At 69.2% G+C, this 16,255-nt stretch carries 16 protein-coding genes; 12 read left to right on the top strand and 4 right to left on the bottom strand.

Features of this window, described 5'->3' with window-relative positions; translation table 11 throughout:
- Position 1: 1 nt before the first annotated feature.
- Positions 2-754 (top strand): AAA family ATPase, encoded by a 753-nt coding sequence (locus ACXI0U_RS28765; protein ID WP_021220730.1) that lies wholly within the window; start codon positions 2-4, stop codon positions 752-754.
- A 36-nt stretch (positions 755-790) separates the two neighbouring features.
- Here the strand turns inward: ACXI0U_RS28765 and ACXI0U_RS28760 are convergent, their stop codons facing one another.
- Complete coding sequence (locus tag ACXI0U_RS28760) at positions 791-1,570, bottom strand: helix-turn-helix domain-containing protein (protein ID WP_479551190.1); 780 nt, start codon at positions 1,568-1,570, stop codon at positions 791-793.
- A gap of 276 nt (positions 1,571-1,846) precedes the next feature.
- Here ACXI0U_RS28760 and ACXI0U_RS28755 point away from each other — a divergent pair, with 276 nt between their 5' ends.
- From ACXI0U_RS28755 to ACXI0U_RS28720, 8 genes are all read left to right on the top strand, one after another.
- Positions 1,847-3,475 carry an APC family permease gene (locus tag ACXI0U_RS28755; RefSeq protein ID WP_479551189.1) on the top strand — a complete coding sequence of 543 codons (1,629 nt, stop codon included), beginning with the start codon at positions 1,847-1,849 and terminating at the stop codon, positions 3,473-3,475.
- 23 nt (positions 3,476-3,498) lie between these two features.
- Entirely contained in the window at positions 3,499-4,512 is a 1,014-nt protein-coding gene (locus ACXI0U_RS28750) for an Ldh family oxidoreductase (protein WP_479551188.1), read from the top strand.
- 40 nt (positions 4,513-4,552) lie between these two features.
- The gene (locus tag ACXI0U_RS28745; RefSeq protein ID WP_021220726.1) at positions 4,553-5,479 is read left to right on the top strand and encodes a 4-hydroxyproline epimerase; all 927 of its coding nucleotides are present in this window, start codon (positions 4,553-4,555) and stop codon (positions 5,477-5,479) included.
- A gap of 44 nt (positions 5,480-5,523) precedes the next feature.
- A complete protein-coding gene (locus ACXI0U_RS28740; protein WP_265168454.1) occupies positions 5,524-6,471 on the top strand; it encodes a dihydrodipicolinate synthase family protein in 948 nt (315 codons plus the stop codon).
- Between the two features lie 56 nt (positions 6,472-6,527).
- Entirely contained in the window at positions 6,528-8,105 is a 1,578-nt protein-coding gene (locus ACXI0U_RS28735; protein ID WP_479551187.1) for an aldehyde dehydrogenase (NADP(+)), read from the top strand.
- A gap of 4 nt (positions 8,106-8,109) precedes the next feature.
- The gene (locus tag ACXI0U_RS28730) at positions 8,110-9,372 is read left to right on the top strand and encodes an NAD(P)/FAD-dependent oxidoreductase (RefSeq protein WP_479551186.1); all 1,263 of its coding nucleotides are present in this window, start codon (positions 8,110-8,112) and stop codon (positions 9,370-9,372) included.
- A gap of 69 nt (positions 9,373-9,441) precedes the next feature.
- The gene (locus ACXI0U_RS28725; protein WP_479551185.1) at positions 9,442-9,882 is read left to right on the top strand and encodes a hypothetical protein; all 441 of its coding nucleotides are present in this window, start codon (positions 9,442-9,444) and stop codon (positions 9,880-9,882) included.
- 250 nt (positions 9,883-10,132) lie between these two features.
- Positions 10,133-11,812 carry a methyl-accepting chemotaxis protein gene (locus ACXI0U_RS28720; RefSeq protein ID WP_479551184.1) on the top strand — a complete coding sequence of 560 codons (1,680 nt, stop codon included), beginning with the start codon at positions 10,133-10,135 and terminating at the stop codon, positions 11,810-11,812.
- Between the two features lie 96 nt (positions 11,813-11,908).
- On the opposite strand, the gene ACXI0U_RS28715 is transcribed toward ACXI0U_RS28720, so the two are convergent.
- From ACXI0U_RS28715 to ACXI0U_RS28705, 3 genes are all read right to left on the bottom strand, one after another.
- Entirely contained in the window at positions 11,909-12,709 is an 801-nt protein-coding gene (locus ACXI0U_RS28715; RefSeq protein WP_479551183.1) for a hypothetical protein, read from the bottom strand.
- 79 nt (positions 12,710-12,788) lie between these two features.
- Positions 12,789-13,103 (bottom strand): cyclic-phosphate processing receiver domain-containing protein, encoded by a 315-nt coding sequence (locus tag ACXI0U_RS28710; protein ID WP_316927493.1) that lies wholly within the window; start codon positions 13,101-13,103, stop codon positions 12,789-12,791.
- Between the two features lie 4 nt (positions 13,104-13,107).
- Positions 13,108-13,617: a hypothetical protein gene (locus ACXI0U_RS28705; protein WP_431484291.1), complete on the bottom strand. Its 510-nt coding sequence runs from the start codon at positions 13,615-13,617 to the stop codon at positions 13,108-13,110.
- A 175-nt stretch (positions 13,618-13,792) separates the two neighbouring features.
- Here ACXI0U_RS28705 and ACXI0U_RS28700 point away from each other — a divergent pair, with 175 nt between their 5' ends.
- The 3 genes from ACXI0U_RS28700 to ACXI0U_RS28690 all read left to right on the top strand — a co-directional run bounded on the left by ACXI0U_RS28700 (position 13,793) and on the right by ACXI0U_RS28690 (position 16,098).
- On the top strand, positions 13,793-15,184 hold the full coding sequence (locus tag ACXI0U_RS28700; RefSeq protein WP_431484292.1) for an aspartate aminotransferase family protein: 1,392 nt from the start codon (positions 13,793-13,795) through the stop codon (positions 15,182-15,184).
- Between the two features lie 80 nt (positions 15,185-15,264).
- Positions 15,265-15,387 carry a hypothetical protein gene (locus tag ACXI0U_RS28695; RefSeq protein ID WP_271661089.1) on the top strand — a complete coding sequence of 41 codons (123 nt, stop codon included), beginning with the start codon at positions 15,265-15,267 and terminating at the stop codon, positions 15,385-15,387.
- Entirely contained in the window at positions 15,388-16,098 is a 711-nt protein-coding gene (locus tag ACXI0U_RS28690) for a thioesterase II family protein (RefSeq protein ID WP_431484293.1), read from the top strand.
- Positions 16,099-16,255 lie beyond the last annotated feature (157 nt).

The following is a 16,255-nucleotide window of genomic DNA, read 5'->3' as shown; positions in this document are numbered from 1 at the left end:
GATGGACACGCGTTACCTGATCGAGATGCTGCTGAAGCGGGATAAGGTGGACTCCTTCTCCCGCTACCCCTATGTCCTGCCGGCGGTGCGCAGCCTGGAGCGCCTGGAGTTCCACCCCAAGGTGACTTTCCTGGTGGGCGAGAACGGCTCGGGCAAGTCCACCCTGATGGAGGCCCTGGCGGTGGCCCTGGGCTTCAACCCCGAAGGCGGCACCCGCAACTTCAACTTCGGCACCCGCGCCTCCCATTCCGAGCTGCACCGTGCACTGCGCGTCAGCCGGGGCGTGCGCCGCGCGCGGGACGGCTTCTTCCTGCGTGCCGAGAGCTTCTTCAACCTGGCCACCGAGATCGAGCACCTGGACGCCGAGCCGGCTCCGGCGCCGCCGGTGATCGACGCCTACGGCGGCCGCTCGCTGCACGAGCAGTCCCATGGTGAATCCTTCCTCGCGCTGTTGATGAACCGCTTCGGTGGCAAGGGCCTGTACCTCCTCGACGAACCCGAGGCGGCGCTCTCGCCCCAGCGCCAGCTGGCCATGCTGGCGCGCATCCACGACCTGGTGAAGGACGATTCGCAATTCGTCATCGCCACCCACTCGCCCATCCTCATGGCCTACCCGGACGCCTGGATCTACCAGTGCGGGCCGGAGGGCTTCACGCTCACCGCCTACGACGACACCGAGCACGTGCAGGTCAGCCGTGGCTTCCTCGCCAACCCGGCGCGCACCCTGCGCACCTTGCTGGGGGAGGAGGGCTGAGGCCCGCCGACTTCGGTACAGCCAGCGGCGGCGTTCTCAGGTGCCGCCACCCATCGCCTGCCGGTATTGCCGGGGCGTGAAGCCCGTGAGTTGCTTGAATTGGCGGCTGAAGGCGCTGTGGTCGGTGTAGCCGCATTGCAGGGCGACATCGGTGATGGGTAACTCCGTCTGCAGCAGGCGATGGGCGTGTTCGAGGCGCGCCTTGGTGATCATCTGCCGTGGCGTCAGCTGGAACGCGCGGGTGCAGTAGCGCTCCAGCTGGGCGACCGAAAGCCCGGCGATGCGGGTCAGGGTGTCCAGGGTGATGGGCTCGTGGAAGTGCTGGCGGATGTACTCGTCCACTTCCGCGAGGCGCGCGTAGGCGGGGTGGGCGGTGGCGGCCGACTGCAAGTCCACCGAGATGCCCACCAGGCCGATGATGGCGTCGCTGCGGCTCAGCAGTGGGCGCTTGTGGGTCAGGCACCAGCCGGGTTCGCGGCTGCCATAGAGGTGCAGTTCGAGCTGGTCCTCCAGCACCTGGCCTTTCTCCAGGACGCGGCGGTCCTGTTCGGTGTAACCGGGGCCGAGCTGGGCGGGGAAGACCTCTGCGCTGGTCCTGCCCAGCAGCGGCTGCAATTGCTTGAGGCCGCAACGCTGCACCAGGGTACGGTTGGCCAGGACGTAACGGGCCTGGGTGTCCTTGATGAAGACCGCCGCATTGGGAATCGCATCCAGCACCGGCAACAGCAAATCGGCGCTGGCCAGCAGTTCGTCCAGGGATGCCGGACGGCGCTGGGGCTCTATCGCGGTCAGTGCCGCCAGTGCTCTTCGCACCATGCCTTTCACCTCGTTCGAAGCCTGACCGGCAGGAGAGTGCCGCAGCCCGGAGTGGCTGTCGAGCGGCCTCGTGCCGTCCCGCTCCATTGTGCTGATTTCGTCATCGGAGCTGGGGAAAAGCATCAAGCCCCGCACCACCTGGCCAGTCCACTCTATGGCTATCGCATGCGGCATGGCGCCGGCGGACGAAGGGCCGGGAGTGCCCGGATCGTCTTTCGCAGCGGTACCGCAGCGTGATCTTCCAGCCCATCCAATAACGCACAAGAAGGCTACGCCATGTCTGGGAAGTTCAAGAAACAGCTGTCGCTGACCGACCTGACCTTCATCGGTCTGGGCGCCATATTCGGCTCCGGCTGGTTGTTCGCCGCCAGCCACGTCTCCGCCATCGCCGGCCCGGCGGGGATCATCTCCTGGTTCATCGGCGGCTTCGCTGTGCTGCTGCTCGGCATCATCTACTGCGAACTGGGCGCGGCGCTGCCCCGCGCCGGTGGCGTGGTGCGCTACCCGGTGTTCTCCCACGGCCCGCTGCTGGGCTACCTGATGGGCTTCATCACCCTGATCGCCTTCTCCAGCCTGGTGGCCATCGAGGTGGTCGCCTCCCGCCAGTATGCGGCGGCCTGGTTCCCGGGGCTGACCGAGGCCGGTTCGAGCAACCCGACACTCAGCGGCTGGCTGGTGCAGTTCGGCCTGCTGTGCCTGTTCTTCTGGCTCAACTATCGCAGCGTGAAGACCTTCGCCCGGGCCAACAACCTGGTCAGCGTGTTCAAGTTCATCGTGCCGCTGCTGGTCATCGGCGTGCTCTTCGCCTTCTTCAAGCCGGAGAACTTCCAGGCCCAGGGCTTCGCCCCCTTCGGCCTCTCGGGCATCGAGATGGCGGTCTCCGCCGGCGGCATCATCTTCGCCTACCTGGGGCTCACGCCGATCATCTCGGTGGCCAGCGAGGTGAAGAACCCGCAGCGCACCATCCCCATCGCGCTGATCCTCTCGGTGCTGCTCTCCACCGCCATCTACGTGCTGCTGCAACTGGCCTTCCTCGGCGCCGTGCCGACGGAAATGCTCGCCAACGGCTGGGCCGGCATCTCCAAGGAGTTCGCCCTGCCGTACCGCGACATCGCCCTGGTCCTCGGCATCGGCTGGCTGGCCTACCTGGTGGTGGCCGACGCAGTGGTCTCCCCCAGCGGCTGCGGCAACATCTACATGAATGCCACGCCCCGGGTCGTCTACGGCTGGGCGCAGACCGGCACCTTCTTCCGCCTCTTCACCCGCATCGATGAACAGTCCGGCATCCCGCGCCCGGCGCTGTGGCTGACCTTCGGCCTGTCGGTGTTCTGGACCCTGCCGTTCCCCTCCTGGGAGGCGCTGATCAACGTCGTTTCGGCAGCGTTGATCCTCAGCTACGCCGTAGCCCCGGTCACCGTCGCCGCACTGCGTCGCAACGCCCCCGGCATGCCGCGGCCGTTCCGCGTCCGGGGCATGGCGGTGATGGGGCCGCTGTCCTTCGTCATCGCCGCGCTGATCGTCTACTGGTCGGGCTGGAACACCGTGTCCTGGCTGCTCAGCCTGCAGATCCTGATGTTCGTCATCTACCTGCTGTGCCGCCGCTTCGTGCCCACCGAGCACCTGAGCCTGGCCCAGCAGGTGCGCTCGTCCGCCTGGCTGATCGGCTTCTACGCCGTGACCCTGCTGCTCTCCTGGCTCGGCAGCTTCGGCGGCCTGGGCCTGCTGGCCCACCCCTTCGACACCCTCGCCGTGGCGGCCTGCGCCACCGCGATCTACTACTGGGGCGCGGCCACGGGCGTGCCGGCCGAGCTGATCATCCTCAGTGGCGAGGATGAAAGCGAGGAGGCCGCCGACACCGAGCAGGGCCTGCGACCGGCCGCGGCGCCCAGCCAGGCCCTGTCCTGATAGCCGCAAGAAGGAGTACGGATATGAGCGAGCTCATCAACCTCAGCCTCGAGCAAGTCCATGACCTGGCCCTGCGCACGCTGATCGGCAACGGCATGGGCGAGGATCACGCCCGGGCCATCGCCGACACCATCACCCAGGGGCAGCGCGACGAGTGCCACTCCCATGGCCTCTACCGCGTGCTGGTGTGCGTGCACTCGCTGCGCTCCGGCAAGGTCGACCCCAACGCCCGGCCGACCCTGAGCCGGCCGGCACCGGCCATCGTCAGCGTCGATGCCCACCGCGGCTACTCGCTGCTGGCCCTGCAGACCGGGCTGCCGCTGCTGGTGGAGCAGGCCCGCGAGCTGGGCGTCGCCGCCCTGGTGATCCGCAACTGCTTCCACTTCTCCGCGCTCTGGCCGGAGGTGGAGGCCATCGCCGCTGAAGGGCTGGTGGGCCTGGCCATGACCCCCAGCCACGCCTGGGTGGCGCCGGAGGGCGGCAGCCAGGGCGTGTTCGGCACCAACCCGCTGGCCTTCGCCTGGCCGCGCGCGGGGCGCGAACCCTTCGTCTTCGACTTCGCCACCAGCGCCATCGCCCGGGGCGACATCGAGCTGCACGCCCGCCAGGGCAAGCCCATTCCCCTGGGCTGGGGCCTGGATGCCGAAGGGCGGCCCAGCACCGACGCCCGCGCCGTGCTGGAAGGCGCCATGCAGACCTTCGGCGGCCACAAGGGCTCGGCCCTGGCGGCGATGATCGAGCTGATGGCCGGCGCGCTGATCGGCGACCTCACCAGCGCCGAATCGCTGGCTTTCGATGCCGGCGCCGGGGCCACGCCCTGCCATGGCGAACTGCTGCTGGCCTTCGACCCGGCGCGCTTCCTCGGCGGCGCCCTGGAGGAGGGGCAACGCCGCGCCGAGCAGTTGTTCGCCGCCATCACCGGGCAGGGCGCACGCCTGCCTTCGCAACGTCGCTTCGATGCCCGCCAGCGCAGCGCGCGTGACGGCGTCTGGGTGGCGAAAACCCTGCTGGACGATATCGAGCGGCTGGCGGCCTAGCGCCCCGGCCACCCACCTGTCTCCCTGAATGGAACCGCCCATGAAGCGCATACATGTGATCGACTCCCACACCGGCGGCGAACCCACGCGCCTGGTGATGCAAGGCTTCCCCGAACCCGCTGGCCGCACCCTGGCCGAGCAGCGCGACAGCCTGCGCGAGCACCACGACCACTGGCGCCGCGCCTGCCTGCTGGAGCCGCGCGGCAACGATGTGCTGGTGGGGGCGCTGCACTGCCCGCCGCTGTCGCCCGGCGCCACCTGCGGGGTGATCTTCTTCAACAACGCCGGCTACCTCGGCATGTGCGGGCACGGCACCATCGGCCTGGTCGTCTCCCTGCACCACCAGGGGCTGATCGACCCGGGCGAGCACCGCATCGACACCCCGGTGGGTACCGTCAGCGCCACCCTCCACGAGGATGGCCGCGTGACCATCGGCAACGTGCCGTCCTACCGCTACCGCACCCAGGTGCCGGTGGAGGTGCCCGGCCACGGCACCTTCCTGGGCGATATCGCCTGGGGCGGCAACTGGTTCTTCCTCGTGGCCGAGCACGGCCAGCGCCTGCAGCTGGACAACGTCGAAGCCCTCACCGCCTTCACCTGGGCGATGCTCAGGGCCCTGGAGGCGCAAGGCATCCAGGGCGAAGGCGGCGCGCTGATCGACCATGTCGAGCTGTTCGCCGAGGACGAACACGGCGACAGCCGCAACTTCGTCATGTGCCCGGGCAAGGCCTACGACCGCTCCCCCTGCGGCACCGGCACCAGCGCCAAGCTGGCGTGCCTGGCGGCCGACGGCAAGCTCGCCCCGGGCGAGACCTGGGTCCAGGCCGGCATCACCGGCAGCCGCTTCGAGGGCCGCTACGAATGGGAGGGCGAGCGCATCCGCCCCTTCATCACCGGGCGCGCCCATATCACCGCCGACTGCGTCCTGCTCATCGACGAACAGGACCCCTTCGCGTGGGGCATCTGAACCCGCGCGCGCCTCTCCATTTCCCTGCACCAAGGAGCAGAACCATGAATCACGACATCTTCACCGGTTGCATCCCCGCCCTGATGACACCCTGCACCGCCGCCCGCCAGCCGGACTTCGACGCCCTGGTCGCCAAGGGCCGTGAGCTGGTCGAGCTGGGCATGAGCGGGGTGGTGTACTGCGGCTCCATGGGTGACTGGCCGCTGCTCAGCGAGGCCCAGCGCCAGGAGGGCGTGGCGCGCCTGGTGCAGGCCGGCGTGCCCACGGTGGTCGGCACCGGCGCGGTGAACACCCGCGAGGCGGTCGCCCACGCCGCGCATGCCGCCAAGGTGGGCGCCCAGGGCCTGATGGTGATCCCGCGCCTGCTGTCCCGCGCCGCTTCGCCCGCCGCACAGAAGGCGCACTTCGCCGCCGTGCTCGGTGCCGCGCCGCAGTTGCCCTCGGTGATCTACAACAGCCCCTACTACAGCTTCTCCACCCGCGCTGAGCTGTTCTTCGACCTGCGCAGCCAGTTCTCCAATCTGATCGGCTTCAAGGAGTTCGGTGGCGCCGAGGCCATGCGCTACGCCGCCGAACACATCACCTCCCGCGACGACGAGGTCATCCTCGTCGCGGGCGTCGACACCCAGGTGTTCCACGGCTACGTCCACTGCAATGCCGCCGGCACCATCACCGGCATCGGCAACGTGCTGCCCCGCGAAGTGCTGCAACTGGTGGCCCTGAGCCGCCAGGCCGCTGCCGGCGACACCCGCGCGCGGCGCCTGGCCCTGGAGTTGAGCGAGGCACTGGATGTGCTCTCGTCCTTCGACGAGGGCTGCGACCTGGTGCTGTTCTACAAGTACCTGATGGTGCTCAACGGCGACCGCGAATACAGCCTGCACTTCAACGAAAGCGATGCCCTCAGCGATGCCCAGCGTCGCTACGCCGAGCAGCAGTACGCGCTGTTCCGCCAGTGGTACGCCAGCTGGTCGGTGGAACAGAACCTCGTCTGACCCAGGTGCCGCTGCGCAGCCCCTGCGTAGCGGCGCCCCGCACAACAGGAAGCACCATGACACTCACAGGCAACATGCTGATCGGCCGCCAGGCCGTGGCCGGTCGCGGCGCGGCCATCCGTGCCATCGACCCCGCCACCGGCGCCGTGCTGGAGCCCGCCTACCCGGGCGGCAGCCCGGCACAGGTGGAACAGGCCTGCGTATTGGCCCGGGAAGCCTTCACCGCCTACCGGGAAACCTCGCCAGCGGCACGCGCGGCGTTTCTCGACACCATCGCCGAGGAGATCGAAGCACTGGGGGATGCGCTGATCGAGCGCGCGGTGGCTGAAACGGGCCTGCCCCTGGCACGCATCCAGGGCGAGCGTGGCCGCACCTGCCAGCAGCTGCGCACCTTCGCCCACACCCTGCGCGCCGGTGAATGGCTGGACGTGCGGGTCGACAGCGCCCAGCCGCAACGCCAGCCCCTGCCACGCCCGGACCTGCGCCAGCGCCAGGTGGCCCTGGGGCCGGTGGCGGTGTTCGGCGCCAGCAACTTCCCCCTGGCCTTCTCCGTGGCCGGTGGTGATACCGCCTCGGCGCTGGCGGCCGGCTGCCCGGTGGTGGTCAAGGCCCACGGCGCCCACCCGGGCACCAGCGAGTGGGTGGGGCGGGCGGTGGCCCGCGCAGTGGAGCGCTGCGCGATGCCCGAGGGCGTGTTCTCGCTGCTGTACGGTGCCGGCCACGAGGTGGGCATCGCCCTGATCAGCGACCCGCGCATCAAGGCCGTCGGCTTCACCGGCTCGCGCAGCGGTGGCCTGGCCCTGTGTCGGGCGGCCCAGGCGCGGCCGGAGCCGATTCCGGTGTATGCGGAAATGAGCGCGATCAACCCGGTGTTCCTGTTCCCTGCTGCCCTGCACGCCCGGAGCGAGGCGTTGGCCGAAGGCTTCGTCGCCTCGCTGACCCAGGGCGCCGGGCAGTTCTGCACCAATCCGGGCCTGCTCATCGCCCAGCGGGGCGAGGCGCTGGATGCCTTTATCGCCGCCGCCACCGGGCAACTGGAGAGGAGCCCGGCGCAGATCATGCTGACGCCGGGCATTTTCGATGCCTTCGCCTCCAGCGTCGGCGCCTTGGCCCGGCACGCCAAGGTGCGCCGGGTGGCCAGCGGGCAGCCGGGTGATGGACCCAACCGCTGCCAGGCGCAGCTGTTCGTCACCGAGGCCGACGCCTTCCTCGCCGACCCGGTGCTGCAGGTGGAAATCTTCGGTGCCGCCGGGCTCATCGTGCAGTGCCGGGATGCGGGGCAGGTGCGCGCCATCGCCGAGCACCTCGAAGGCCAGCTCACCGCCACCCTGCACCTGGACGAAGCGGACCACGACGCCGCCCGGGCCCTGCTGCCGACCCTGGAGCTGAAGGCCGGCCGCGTGCTGGTCAACGGCTGGCCCACCGGCGTCGAGGTGTGCGATGCCATGGTTCACGGCGGCCCCTTCCCGGCCACCTCCGATGCCCGCAGCACCTCGGTGGGCACCGCCGCCATCCAGCGCTTCCTGCGGCCAGTCTGCTACCAGGGCTTCCCGGATGCGCTGCTGCCCACTGCGCTCCGGCAGGGCAACCCGCTGCAGCTGCGCCGCCTGCTCGATGGCCAGCGGGAGGCGTAGCGCCATGGGTAATCATCCCGCTTCGGACGCGATCGATATCGCGGTGGTCGGCGCCGGCATCATCGGCGTCGCCTGCGCCTTGCAACTGGCGCGGCAGGGCAAGCGCGTGCGGGTCCTGGATCCGCAGGAGCCGGGGCAGGGCGCCTCGTTCGGCAATGCCGGGCACCTGGCCACCGAGCAGGTCTTCCCCATCGCCGACCTGTCGATCCTCACGCGCCTGCCGGCCATGCTCATGGACCCGATGGGCCCGCTGCGCCTCGACTGGAAGTACCTGCCCCAGGCGCTGCCCTGGTTCCTGCGCCTGCTGCTCAACCTGCGCGCTGCGCCCTTCCAGCGCACCGTGGCCGGCCTGCGCGGGCTCAATGAGGCCAGCCTGGAGGCCTGGCAACGGCTGCTGGCCAGCATCCAGCGCCCCGAGCTGCTCAAGGCGGACGGTTCGTTGCTGGTGTATGAGCGCGAGGAATCCCGCCGGGCGCTGCAGCAGGTGCAGGCGCGCATGGCCGGGCAGGGCGTGCCGCTGGAGTTCTGGGAGGGCGCCGCCGTGCACGCGTATGCGCCCCAGTTGAGCGAGCGCATACGCGGCGGGCTGTTCTTCCCTCGCACCGGGCACTTCATCGACCCGCATCGGGTGGTTCGTGAACTGGCGGCGGCCGCCGAAGGGCTGGGCGTGCGCTTCGTGCGCCAGCGGGTGCACGGTGGCCATCTTCTCGCGGATGGCGTGGCGCTGAGCACCGATGCAGGCAGTGTGCAGGCGCGCCAGGTGCTGGTGGCCTGTGGCGCCCACTCGGCCCCGCTGACCGCCAGCCTCACGGGCAAGCAGGTGCCCCTGGACACCGAGCGCGGTTATCACCTGATGCTGCCCCACGAGCACGGCCGGCTGCCCTTCGCCGTCACCTCGCTCGAGCGCCGCTTCATCATGACGCCCCTGGCCGACGGCCTGCGCCTGGCCGGCACCGTGGAGTTCGCCGGCCTGGTACGCCCCGCCAACATGGAGCGTGCCTGGCAGCTGCATCGCCTCAGCCAGGGGCTGTTCCGCGACGAGCTGGACACCGCAGGCGCCAGCCCCTGGATGGGCTTCCGTCCCTCGCTGCCGGACTCGTTGCCGATCATCGATCGGGTGGGCGAGGGTCGCGTCCTGCTCGCCTTCGGCCACCAGCACCTCGGGCTGACCCAGGCCGCCGTCACCGCCGAGTACATCGGCCAACTGGCCCAGGGGCAGGCCATGGCGGGGCTGGAGGCTTACCGGCTGGGGCGCTTCGCGAGCTAGTGCGCCCGGCTGCTGGCGCATGGGGCCTGGGGCCCCCAGAATGGCGGGCCTCTACACAGGAGCTCCGCCATGGACGACCTTTTCCCCAATCCCTTCCTGCTGGCCGGTGGTGCCCTGAGCGCCATCGCCGCGATGCTGCATCTGGGCTGCATCCGCTATGGCGCGCCCTGGTATCGGTTCTTCGGCGCCGGTGAGCGCATGGCGCGCCTGGCTGAGGCCGGCAGCCCGGTGGCCACGCTGGTCACCCTGGCCATCGCCACGGTGCTGGGGCTCTGGGCGCTCTACGCGCTGCTGGCCGGGCTCGGCCTGCCACTTCCCCTGACACGGGCCGTGCTGTGCCTGGTCACCGCCGTCTACCTGCTGCGGGGGCTCGGCGGGCTGCTGCTGGTCAAGCGCGGGCTGGGCCGCAGCGCCGCCTTCTGGCTATGGAGCTCGGCCATCTGCCTGACGCTGGGCGGGCTGCACCTGGTGGGGCTTTCGCAGGTGTGGAGCGCGATCCAGGGGACCTGACCCGCGAGCCGCCTGCCTGCCGGTGATTGCGTCGTAGGGGCATGCCGGCCCCGGGGGCAGGACGGGTGCGAACCCTTCGTGAGCCTGTGCCCACGCCCTCGCGCCCGGCCACGGCCAGGCCGTGCACCTGCTGCTCGCGTGAGCGCCTGCGTCCTTTCCTGGCGACGATGACGGGCTCGGGCAGCGCTCCATCGTCCAGGATTCCACCGTGCTAGAAGGCCCCGTCGAAACTCACAGAGGGAATGACGGGATGAATCGCTTATCCATCAGGCAGAAGATCCTCCTCCTGGCCCTGCTGCCGGTCCTGGCGCTGGCCACGATCAGCGCCTGGCTGTTCGTATCCCAGGCCCGGGAACTGCGCGACCTGAGCCGCGACGACCTGCGCGAGTCGTTGCTGGCGGCCAAGCGCGAGCAATTGGCCAACTACATGGAGCTGGCCCTGAGCGCCGTGGCGCCGCTGGCCAATGGCGACTCGGCAGCGGGCCGTGAGCGCATCAAGGAGGCGCTGCGCAGCCTGCGCTTCGACGGCGGCAGCGGCTACTTCTTCGCCTACGACAGCCAGGGCGTGCAGGTGATGAGCGCCGACAACCCGGCCCGCGAAGGCACGGGCTATTGGGACTCCACCAGCCCCGAGGGTCGCCATCTGGTGCGCGAATACGTCGAGGCCGGCGCCGCCGGGGGTGGCTACGTGGAATACGGCTGGGCGCGGCCCGGCGAGGAGGAGCCCTCGCCGAAGCTCGCCTACGTGGTGCCGATGCCCGACAGCGACTGGGTGCTGGGCACCGGCTTCTACATCGACGACCTGGAAACGCAGCTCGCCGGGCTGGAGCGGGAATTCGCCGCTGCCGTGCGCCTGAGCCTGATCCGCAGCGCCGCCTCCGCCGCCATCCTGCTGGTGCTGATCGCTGCGCTGGCGATCCTGCTGGCACGCAGCATCCATCGGCCCCTGGACCAGGCGGTGCGGACCATGGAGAACATCGCCCGGGGCGAAGGCGACCTGACCCGCCGCCTGGACCCTTCCGCCGGCCACGAGCTGGGCACCCTGGCGCGGGCCTTCAACCACTTCGCCGAGCAGATCGGCCAACTGGTGCGGCAGACGCGCTCGTCCGCCGCCACCCTGGGAGCTGCCAGCGAGGAACTGGGTGCCTTCATGGAGCAGACCGGTCAGGGCATCGCCAGCCAGCACGTGGAGAGCGACCAGTTGGCCACCGCCATGGAGCAGATGTCGGCGGCGGCCCTGCAGGTCGCCAGCAGTGCGGCTGGCGCGGCGCAGGCGGCCCAGGCCGCGGAGGACCAGGTACAGGGCGCGCAGGGCTTGGTGCGCAGCGCCGCCGAGGTGATCGACGGGCTGGAGGGGCAGGTGGAAAGCGGGGTCGAGATCATCCGCCGGCTGGGCAGCGAGTCCGAGGGCATCGGCGGCGTGCTGGATGTGATCCACGGCGTCGCCGAGCAGACCAACCTGCTGGCGCTCAACGCCGCCATCGAAGCCGCGCGTGCCGCTGACCAGGGGCGCGGCTTCGCGGTCGTCGCCGACGAGGTGCGCACCCTGGCCGGCCGCACCCAGAGCAGCACGGCGGAAATCCAGGAAATGATCGGCCGCCTGCAGGCCGGCGCTCGCGAGGCCATAGCCGCCATCGGCCAGATCCGGGGCGGCAGCGCCCGCGCCGTGGTGGAGGTGGGCCGGGTCGGCCAGGCCCTGGAGGCGGTCGTCGAGGCGACCACCACCATCAATGGCATGAACGCGCAGATCGCCGCTGCGGCGGAGGAGCAGACCCAGGTCTGTGAATCCATCAATGCCAACGTGCACCAGATCGCCGCCATCGCCGAACAGACCGCCGCCGGCTCGCGCACCGCCAGCGACATCACCCAGCGCCTGGGGGACATGGCCGGTGGCTTGCAACAGCTCGTGGGGCGTTACCGAGCCGATTGAGGGGGAGGGGCGCGCGTTGCCGCCGCTATCGGCCGTGCACCCTTCGCGGCCTGGTGTTGGGGCTACCCGAGCGGGGCCGGCTATCGCGCTCCCTGCTCAGGCGTCCGCGAGCGAGACCAGCCGCTCGAGCTGGTCTGTCGCCGGCATGTAGGTGGACGAAAGCATCATCCGCTCCCAACTGAGCATCTTTTCGGTCGCCTGGCGCTGGGCCATCGGCGAGATGTCGAAGGTCACCGAATAGCGCAGGTCGAACAGCAGCGACCAGAGTTCGGCGGGTGACTCGATGCCATCGATATGAGCGATCAGCTGCTTGTGGATCTTGCTGACCTGGGCCTTGATGTCGCTGCTCTTGTCGCCGACCGGCAGCAGCTCCCGGGCCTTGGCCCTGCATGCCTGCATGCGCTGGTGGTTGGTCGTTGAAGCCGGGTCGGTGTCGCTGTCCGTATGGCTTTCGCGCAGGTAGGTGGCGAAGAGATCGAGGTTCTTGCGCACGATCTCGATGGCCTTGTTGGTATCGGCCCGGCCCGCCACCAGGTTCACCGGCGCGCTGTTCAGGTACTTGGCGATATAGAGCATCACATCCTTGCTGTTCTTGGGGATGCGCTTGAGGTTCCGCGACTGCAAGGGCTCGACCAACACCTCGTAGAGCTTCTTGGCATCCGATCCGTACGCCTGGTTGATGGCACTGAAGACACGCTCGGCGTTCTTCCTGATCGACTGGCTCCAATGCACCATGTGTCGCCTGTCCTCGATGTCGCCGTGGCTCGAGCGCTGGTTGACCTTGATGCGCTTGGCGTTGGTGGTCCAATCCGGGCGGCCGGTCACCTTGACGTCTCCGGAGACGGGGTCGATATGGACTCTCAGCTTGCTCTTGGTTTTCTGCGGGCCTCTTGGCATGGGCGCTCCTCCCTGATGAATGCTGCAAGAGACTAGATCAGAAAGGCGCTCCTGCACCTGCCTTCAGTCTGACGTCGAGTCACCCGGCCCAGGGCTGGCGGTTGCGCCGGGCCAGGGCTTCGATGGCGCGGACCCCGGCCTGCATCTTCAGCACCGCCGAGGAATTGGCCGAATGCACGTGGATGCGTGGCGGCACGAAGCCGTGCAGGGCGACGGCTTCCTCGATCCACAGGATCACGTCGTAGCCGGTGCCGCGTTCGTCGTCGCCCAGGTCGTGGTCCAGGCTCAGCTCGCTGACACTGCCCGTCTTCAATAGCTCGATCACCTCGTCCGGCCACCAGGTGCGGACCCAGCCGTCGGGGGTGGTGCGTTCGTCGTCCAGATAGACCTTCATCGCCTCAGATCTCCTTGACCCAGCGTTCATCGACACCGCTCAGGGGCGGGGGAAGCTGATTGAGGCACACGGCTTCCTCGTCGCCGCAGTTGAAAAACACCAGGTAGTCACCCCCTTCCAGAGTGACTCTGAAACCCACGAGAAAGAGTGCGTCTTGGTTGGCGTAGGTGACCTGTAGCCCTTCGACCTCAACCACCTTCAGCCCGACGAGATGGTCGGCATCCAGGCTGACGAGAAGGTTCTCGGCCATCCAGTCGCAACGGTCGGTATCACTGATCTCGAACCCTTCGATGACATTAAGTGCCCGGGCTGTGGCCAGAGCACTTTCTCCATCGGAGGCGAGGGATAGGGTCACCCGAACACCCTCTTCGCAGGCGAACTCGATCTCGCCGACGGCTTCCGCATCGGGCGTGCCACTGAACAGGTAGCGGGCGTTGCGTACTCCTGTCAGGCGCCGACCCAGCAGGGTACGTGCCGTCTCAAGGTTGGCTCGTGCCTGTTCCGTGGTCTGCATAGAGGATTGCCTCCCTGGTTTCGAGGCACGCAGTGTAACGGTTTGCTTCTCTGTGACGCCGCTGCTCATAAGTCGCTAAATCGCCAGCCCGCTCCATCGTCTCCTCTGCACAAGGCCGAGAAGCGCCACAAGCGCACGGCCCGGAGCTTGATGCCACTTTATCGAGGGTCGAAGGATGCAAGCCGCTACCAGCCTGCCGCTGTCCGCCGCAGAAGAAGAGACGCTCTACCAGTTCGAGGAGACGCCGCTGCTGGCCCGCCAGAAGCAGCAGGAGTCCAATGCCCGCAGCTACCCCCGGCGCATCCCCCTGGCGCTCAAGCGCGCGCGCGGGCTCTATGTCGAGGACGTGGAAGGCCGCACCTTCATCGATTGCCTGGCCGGTGCCGGCACCCTGGCCCTGGGTCACAACCACCCGGTGGTGATCGACGCCATCCGCCAGGTGCTCGCCGACGAGCTGCCGCTGCACACCCTGGACCTCACCACCCCGGTGAAGGACCAGTTCGTCCAGGACCTCTTCGGCCTGCTGCCCGAGGGCCTGGCCCGCGAGGCGAAGATCCAGTTCTGCGGCCCCACCGGCACCGACGCCGTGGAAGCCGCGCTGAAGCTGGTGCGCACCGCCACCGGGCGCAGCACCATCCTCTCGTTCCAGGGTGGCTACCACGGCATGAGCCAGGGCGCCCTGGGGCTGATGGGCAACCTCGGGCCGAAGAAGGCCCTGGGCGCGGTGCTGGGCAACGGCGTGCAGTTCGCCCCCTATCCCTACGACTACCGCTGCCCCTTCGGCATCGGTGGCGAAGCCGGTGTACGCGCCAACCTGCACTACCTGGAGAACCTGTTCAGTGACCCGGAGGCCGGCGTGTTGCTGCCCGCCGCCGTGATCGTCGAAGCGGTGCAGGGGGAGGGCGGTGTGGTGCCGGCGGACATCGAGTGGCTGCGCGGCCTGCGTCGCATCACCGAGAAAGCCGGTGTGGCGCTGATCGTCGACGAGATCCAGAGCGGTTTCGGCCGTACCGGCAGGATGTTCGCCTTCGAGCACGCCGGCATCGTGCCCGACGTGGTGGTGCTGTCCAAGGCCATCGGTGGCAGCCTGCCGCTGGCGGTGATGGTCTATCGCGAATGGCTCGACGTCTGGGGTCCGGGCGCCCACGCCGGCACCTTCCGGGGCAACCAGATGGCCATGGCCGCTGGCTCGGCGGTGTTGCGCTACCTCAAGGAGCACGACATCCCCGGCCACGCCGCCGCCATGGGCGAGCGCCTGGTGGGCCACCTGCGTGAGCTGCAGCGTGACTACCCGCAACTGGGCGACATCCGTGGCCGCGGCCTGATGCTCGGCGTCGAGCTGGTGGACCCGTCCGGCCCGCGCGACGCCCTCGGCCACCCCCCGACCTTCAACGCCCTGGCCTCGCGCCTGCAGGCGCAGTGCCTGAAGCGCGGGCTGATCCTCGAGCTGGGCGGCCGCCATGGCAGCGTGGTGCGCTTCCTGCCGCCGCTGATCATCACCGCCGAACAGGTGGACGAAGTCGCCCGCCGCTTCGGTCGGGCACTGGCGGCCGCGCTGCGGGATTGAGTCGCCCATCCCGCCGCTGAAGCGTCCGTCTTCCCCGAGGCGCCCCGTCATGGGCGCCTCATTCATTTCGAGCAGACCCCATGGCATTCGTATTCGATCGTGACGACCGGCTGTTCCGGGTGCGGCACCGCGCCGTCTGGCGCGCCCGCAAGGCGATTCCCGTCGGTTGGTACCTCGCCGGCAAGGGCCGCCTGGCGGGCTGAATGGCGCCTTCTTCGTTGCGGCTGATCTGCCTGCCGTTCTGTGGTGCCAGCGCACAGGTCTATCTGCGATGGCAGCGGCACCTGCCGGCCTGGCTGGAGCTTCACCCGCTGGAGTTGCCGGGTCGTGGCGAGCGTGCGGAAGAGCCCGCGCAGACCGATATCGTCGGGCTGGCGCGGCAACTGGCCCGTGAGCTGGAGCCGGCGTTGCGCCATGGGCGCTATGCGGTGTTCGGGCACGGGCTCGGGGCCTTGCTGGCTTGCGAGTTGCTGCATGTCCTGAGGGCGCGGGGGCTGCCGATGCCCCGCTGCCTGTTCGTCTCGGGAGCGGCTGCGCCCGCGCGTCGGGAGGAGTGCGGTGCCAGCCTGTTCCACCTGGGGCATGACCCGGCCCCTGTCACCGGCATCAGCGGGTCGATGGCGCTGCCTCTCCTGCGCGCCGATTACCTGCTTTGCGTCGGCCACCGGCCCAGGCCGCGCACGCCGCTGGATTGCCCGATCCATGTGCTCTCGGGGGTCGATGACCGGATCACCCGCGCCCAGCTCCGCGCCTGGGGCGATGAGACCTCCGCCACCCTCGAGCTGCGCCAGTTCGAGGGTGGCCACTTCTATTTCCACACCCTGGAAGCGGAGGTGCTGGGCTACCTGCGCAACGTCCTCGCCGCCAGGGTCGAGCGGCGGCGTTCAGGGGTCGGTCGCGCCCTGTCCTGGTAAGCCTCCCGCAGCGGGAGCGCACGAAGATGCCCCTGGGCGGCCAATTGCTTGATGCCTATGGAAATCCGCCCGTCCCGCGCCTTTGCCGGCGGGGCTGGCAGCGCTAATTTTCCGAGCCTTCCATCCGTTTTCCATGGACGACCGAGCCTTGAACGCT

The sequence above is a fragment of the Pseudomonas sp. C9D1 genome, from assembly GCF_056491235.1.
This window is presented reverse-complemented; position numbering and strand designations above follow the sequence as displayed.

Excerpts from the sequence above, each read along its gene's own strand:
- ACXI0U_RS28715 (WP_479551183.1), bottom strand. The coding sequence starts at position 12,709 with ATGCCAAGAGGCCCGCAGAAAACCAAGAGCAAGCTGAGAGTCCATATC.
- ACXI0U_RS28740 (WP_265168454.1), top strand. The coding sequence starts at position 5,524 with ATGAATCACGACATCTTCACCGGTTGCATCCCCGCCCTGATGACACCC.
- ACXI0U_RS28725 (WP_479551185.1), top strand. The coding sequence starts at position 9,442 with ATGGACGACCTTTTCCCCAATCCCTTCCTGCTGGCCGGTGGTGCCCTG.
- ACXI0U_RS28700 (WP_431484292.1), top strand. The coding sequence starts at position 13,793 with ATGCAAGCCGCTACCAGCCTGCCGCTGTCCGCCGCAGAAGAAGAGACG.
- ACXI0U_RS28720 (WP_479551184.1), top strand. The coding sequence starts at position 10,133 with ATGAATCGCTTATCCATCAGGCAGAAGATCCTCCTCCTGGCCCTGCTG.
- ACXI0U_RS28705 (WP_431484291.1), bottom strand. The coding sequence starts at position 13,617 with ATGCAGACCACGGAACAGGCACGAGCCAACCTTGAGACGGCACGTACC.
- ACXI0U_RS28695 (WP_271661089.1), top strand. The coding sequence starts at position 15,265 with ATGGCATTCGTATTCGATCGTGACGACCGGCTGTTCCGGGTGCGGCAC.
- ACXI0U_RS28760 (WP_479551190.1), bottom strand. The coding sequence starts at position 1,570 with ATGGTGCGAAGAGCACTGGCGGCACTGACCGCGATAGAGCCCCAGCGC.
- ACXI0U_RS28750 (WP_479551188.1), top strand. The coding sequence starts at position 3,499 with ATGAGCGAGCTCATCAACCTCAGCCTCGAGCAAGTCCATGACCTGGCC.
- ACXI0U_RS28765 (WP_021220730.1), top strand. The coding sequence starts at position 2 with ATGGACACGCGTTACCTGATCGAGATGCTGCTGAAGCGGGATAAGGTG.
- ACXI0U_RS28710 (WP_316927493.1), bottom strand. The coding sequence starts at position 13,103 with ATGAAGGTCTATCTGGACGACGAACGCACCACCCCCGACGGCTGGGTC.
- ACXI0U_RS28755 (WP_479551189.1), top strand. The coding sequence starts at position 1,847 with ATGTCTGGGAAGTTCAAGAAACAGCTGTCGCTGACCGACCTGACCTTC.
- ACXI0U_RS28745 (WP_021220726.1), top strand. The coding sequence starts at position 4,553 with ATGAAGCGCATACATGTGATCGACTCCCACACCGGCGGCGAACCCACG.
- ACXI0U_RS28735 (WP_479551187.1), top strand. The coding sequence starts at position 6,528 with ATGACACTCACAGGCAACATGCTGATCGGCCGCCAGGCCGTGGCCGGT.
- ACXI0U_RS28690 (WP_431484293.1), top strand. The coding sequence starts at position 15,388 with ATGGCGCCTTCTTCGTTGCGGCTGATCTGCCTGCCGTTCTGTGGTGCC.
- ACXI0U_RS28730 (WP_479551186.1), top strand. The coding sequence starts at position 8,110 with ATGGGTAATCATCCCGCTTCGGACGCGATCGATATCGCGGTGGTCGGC.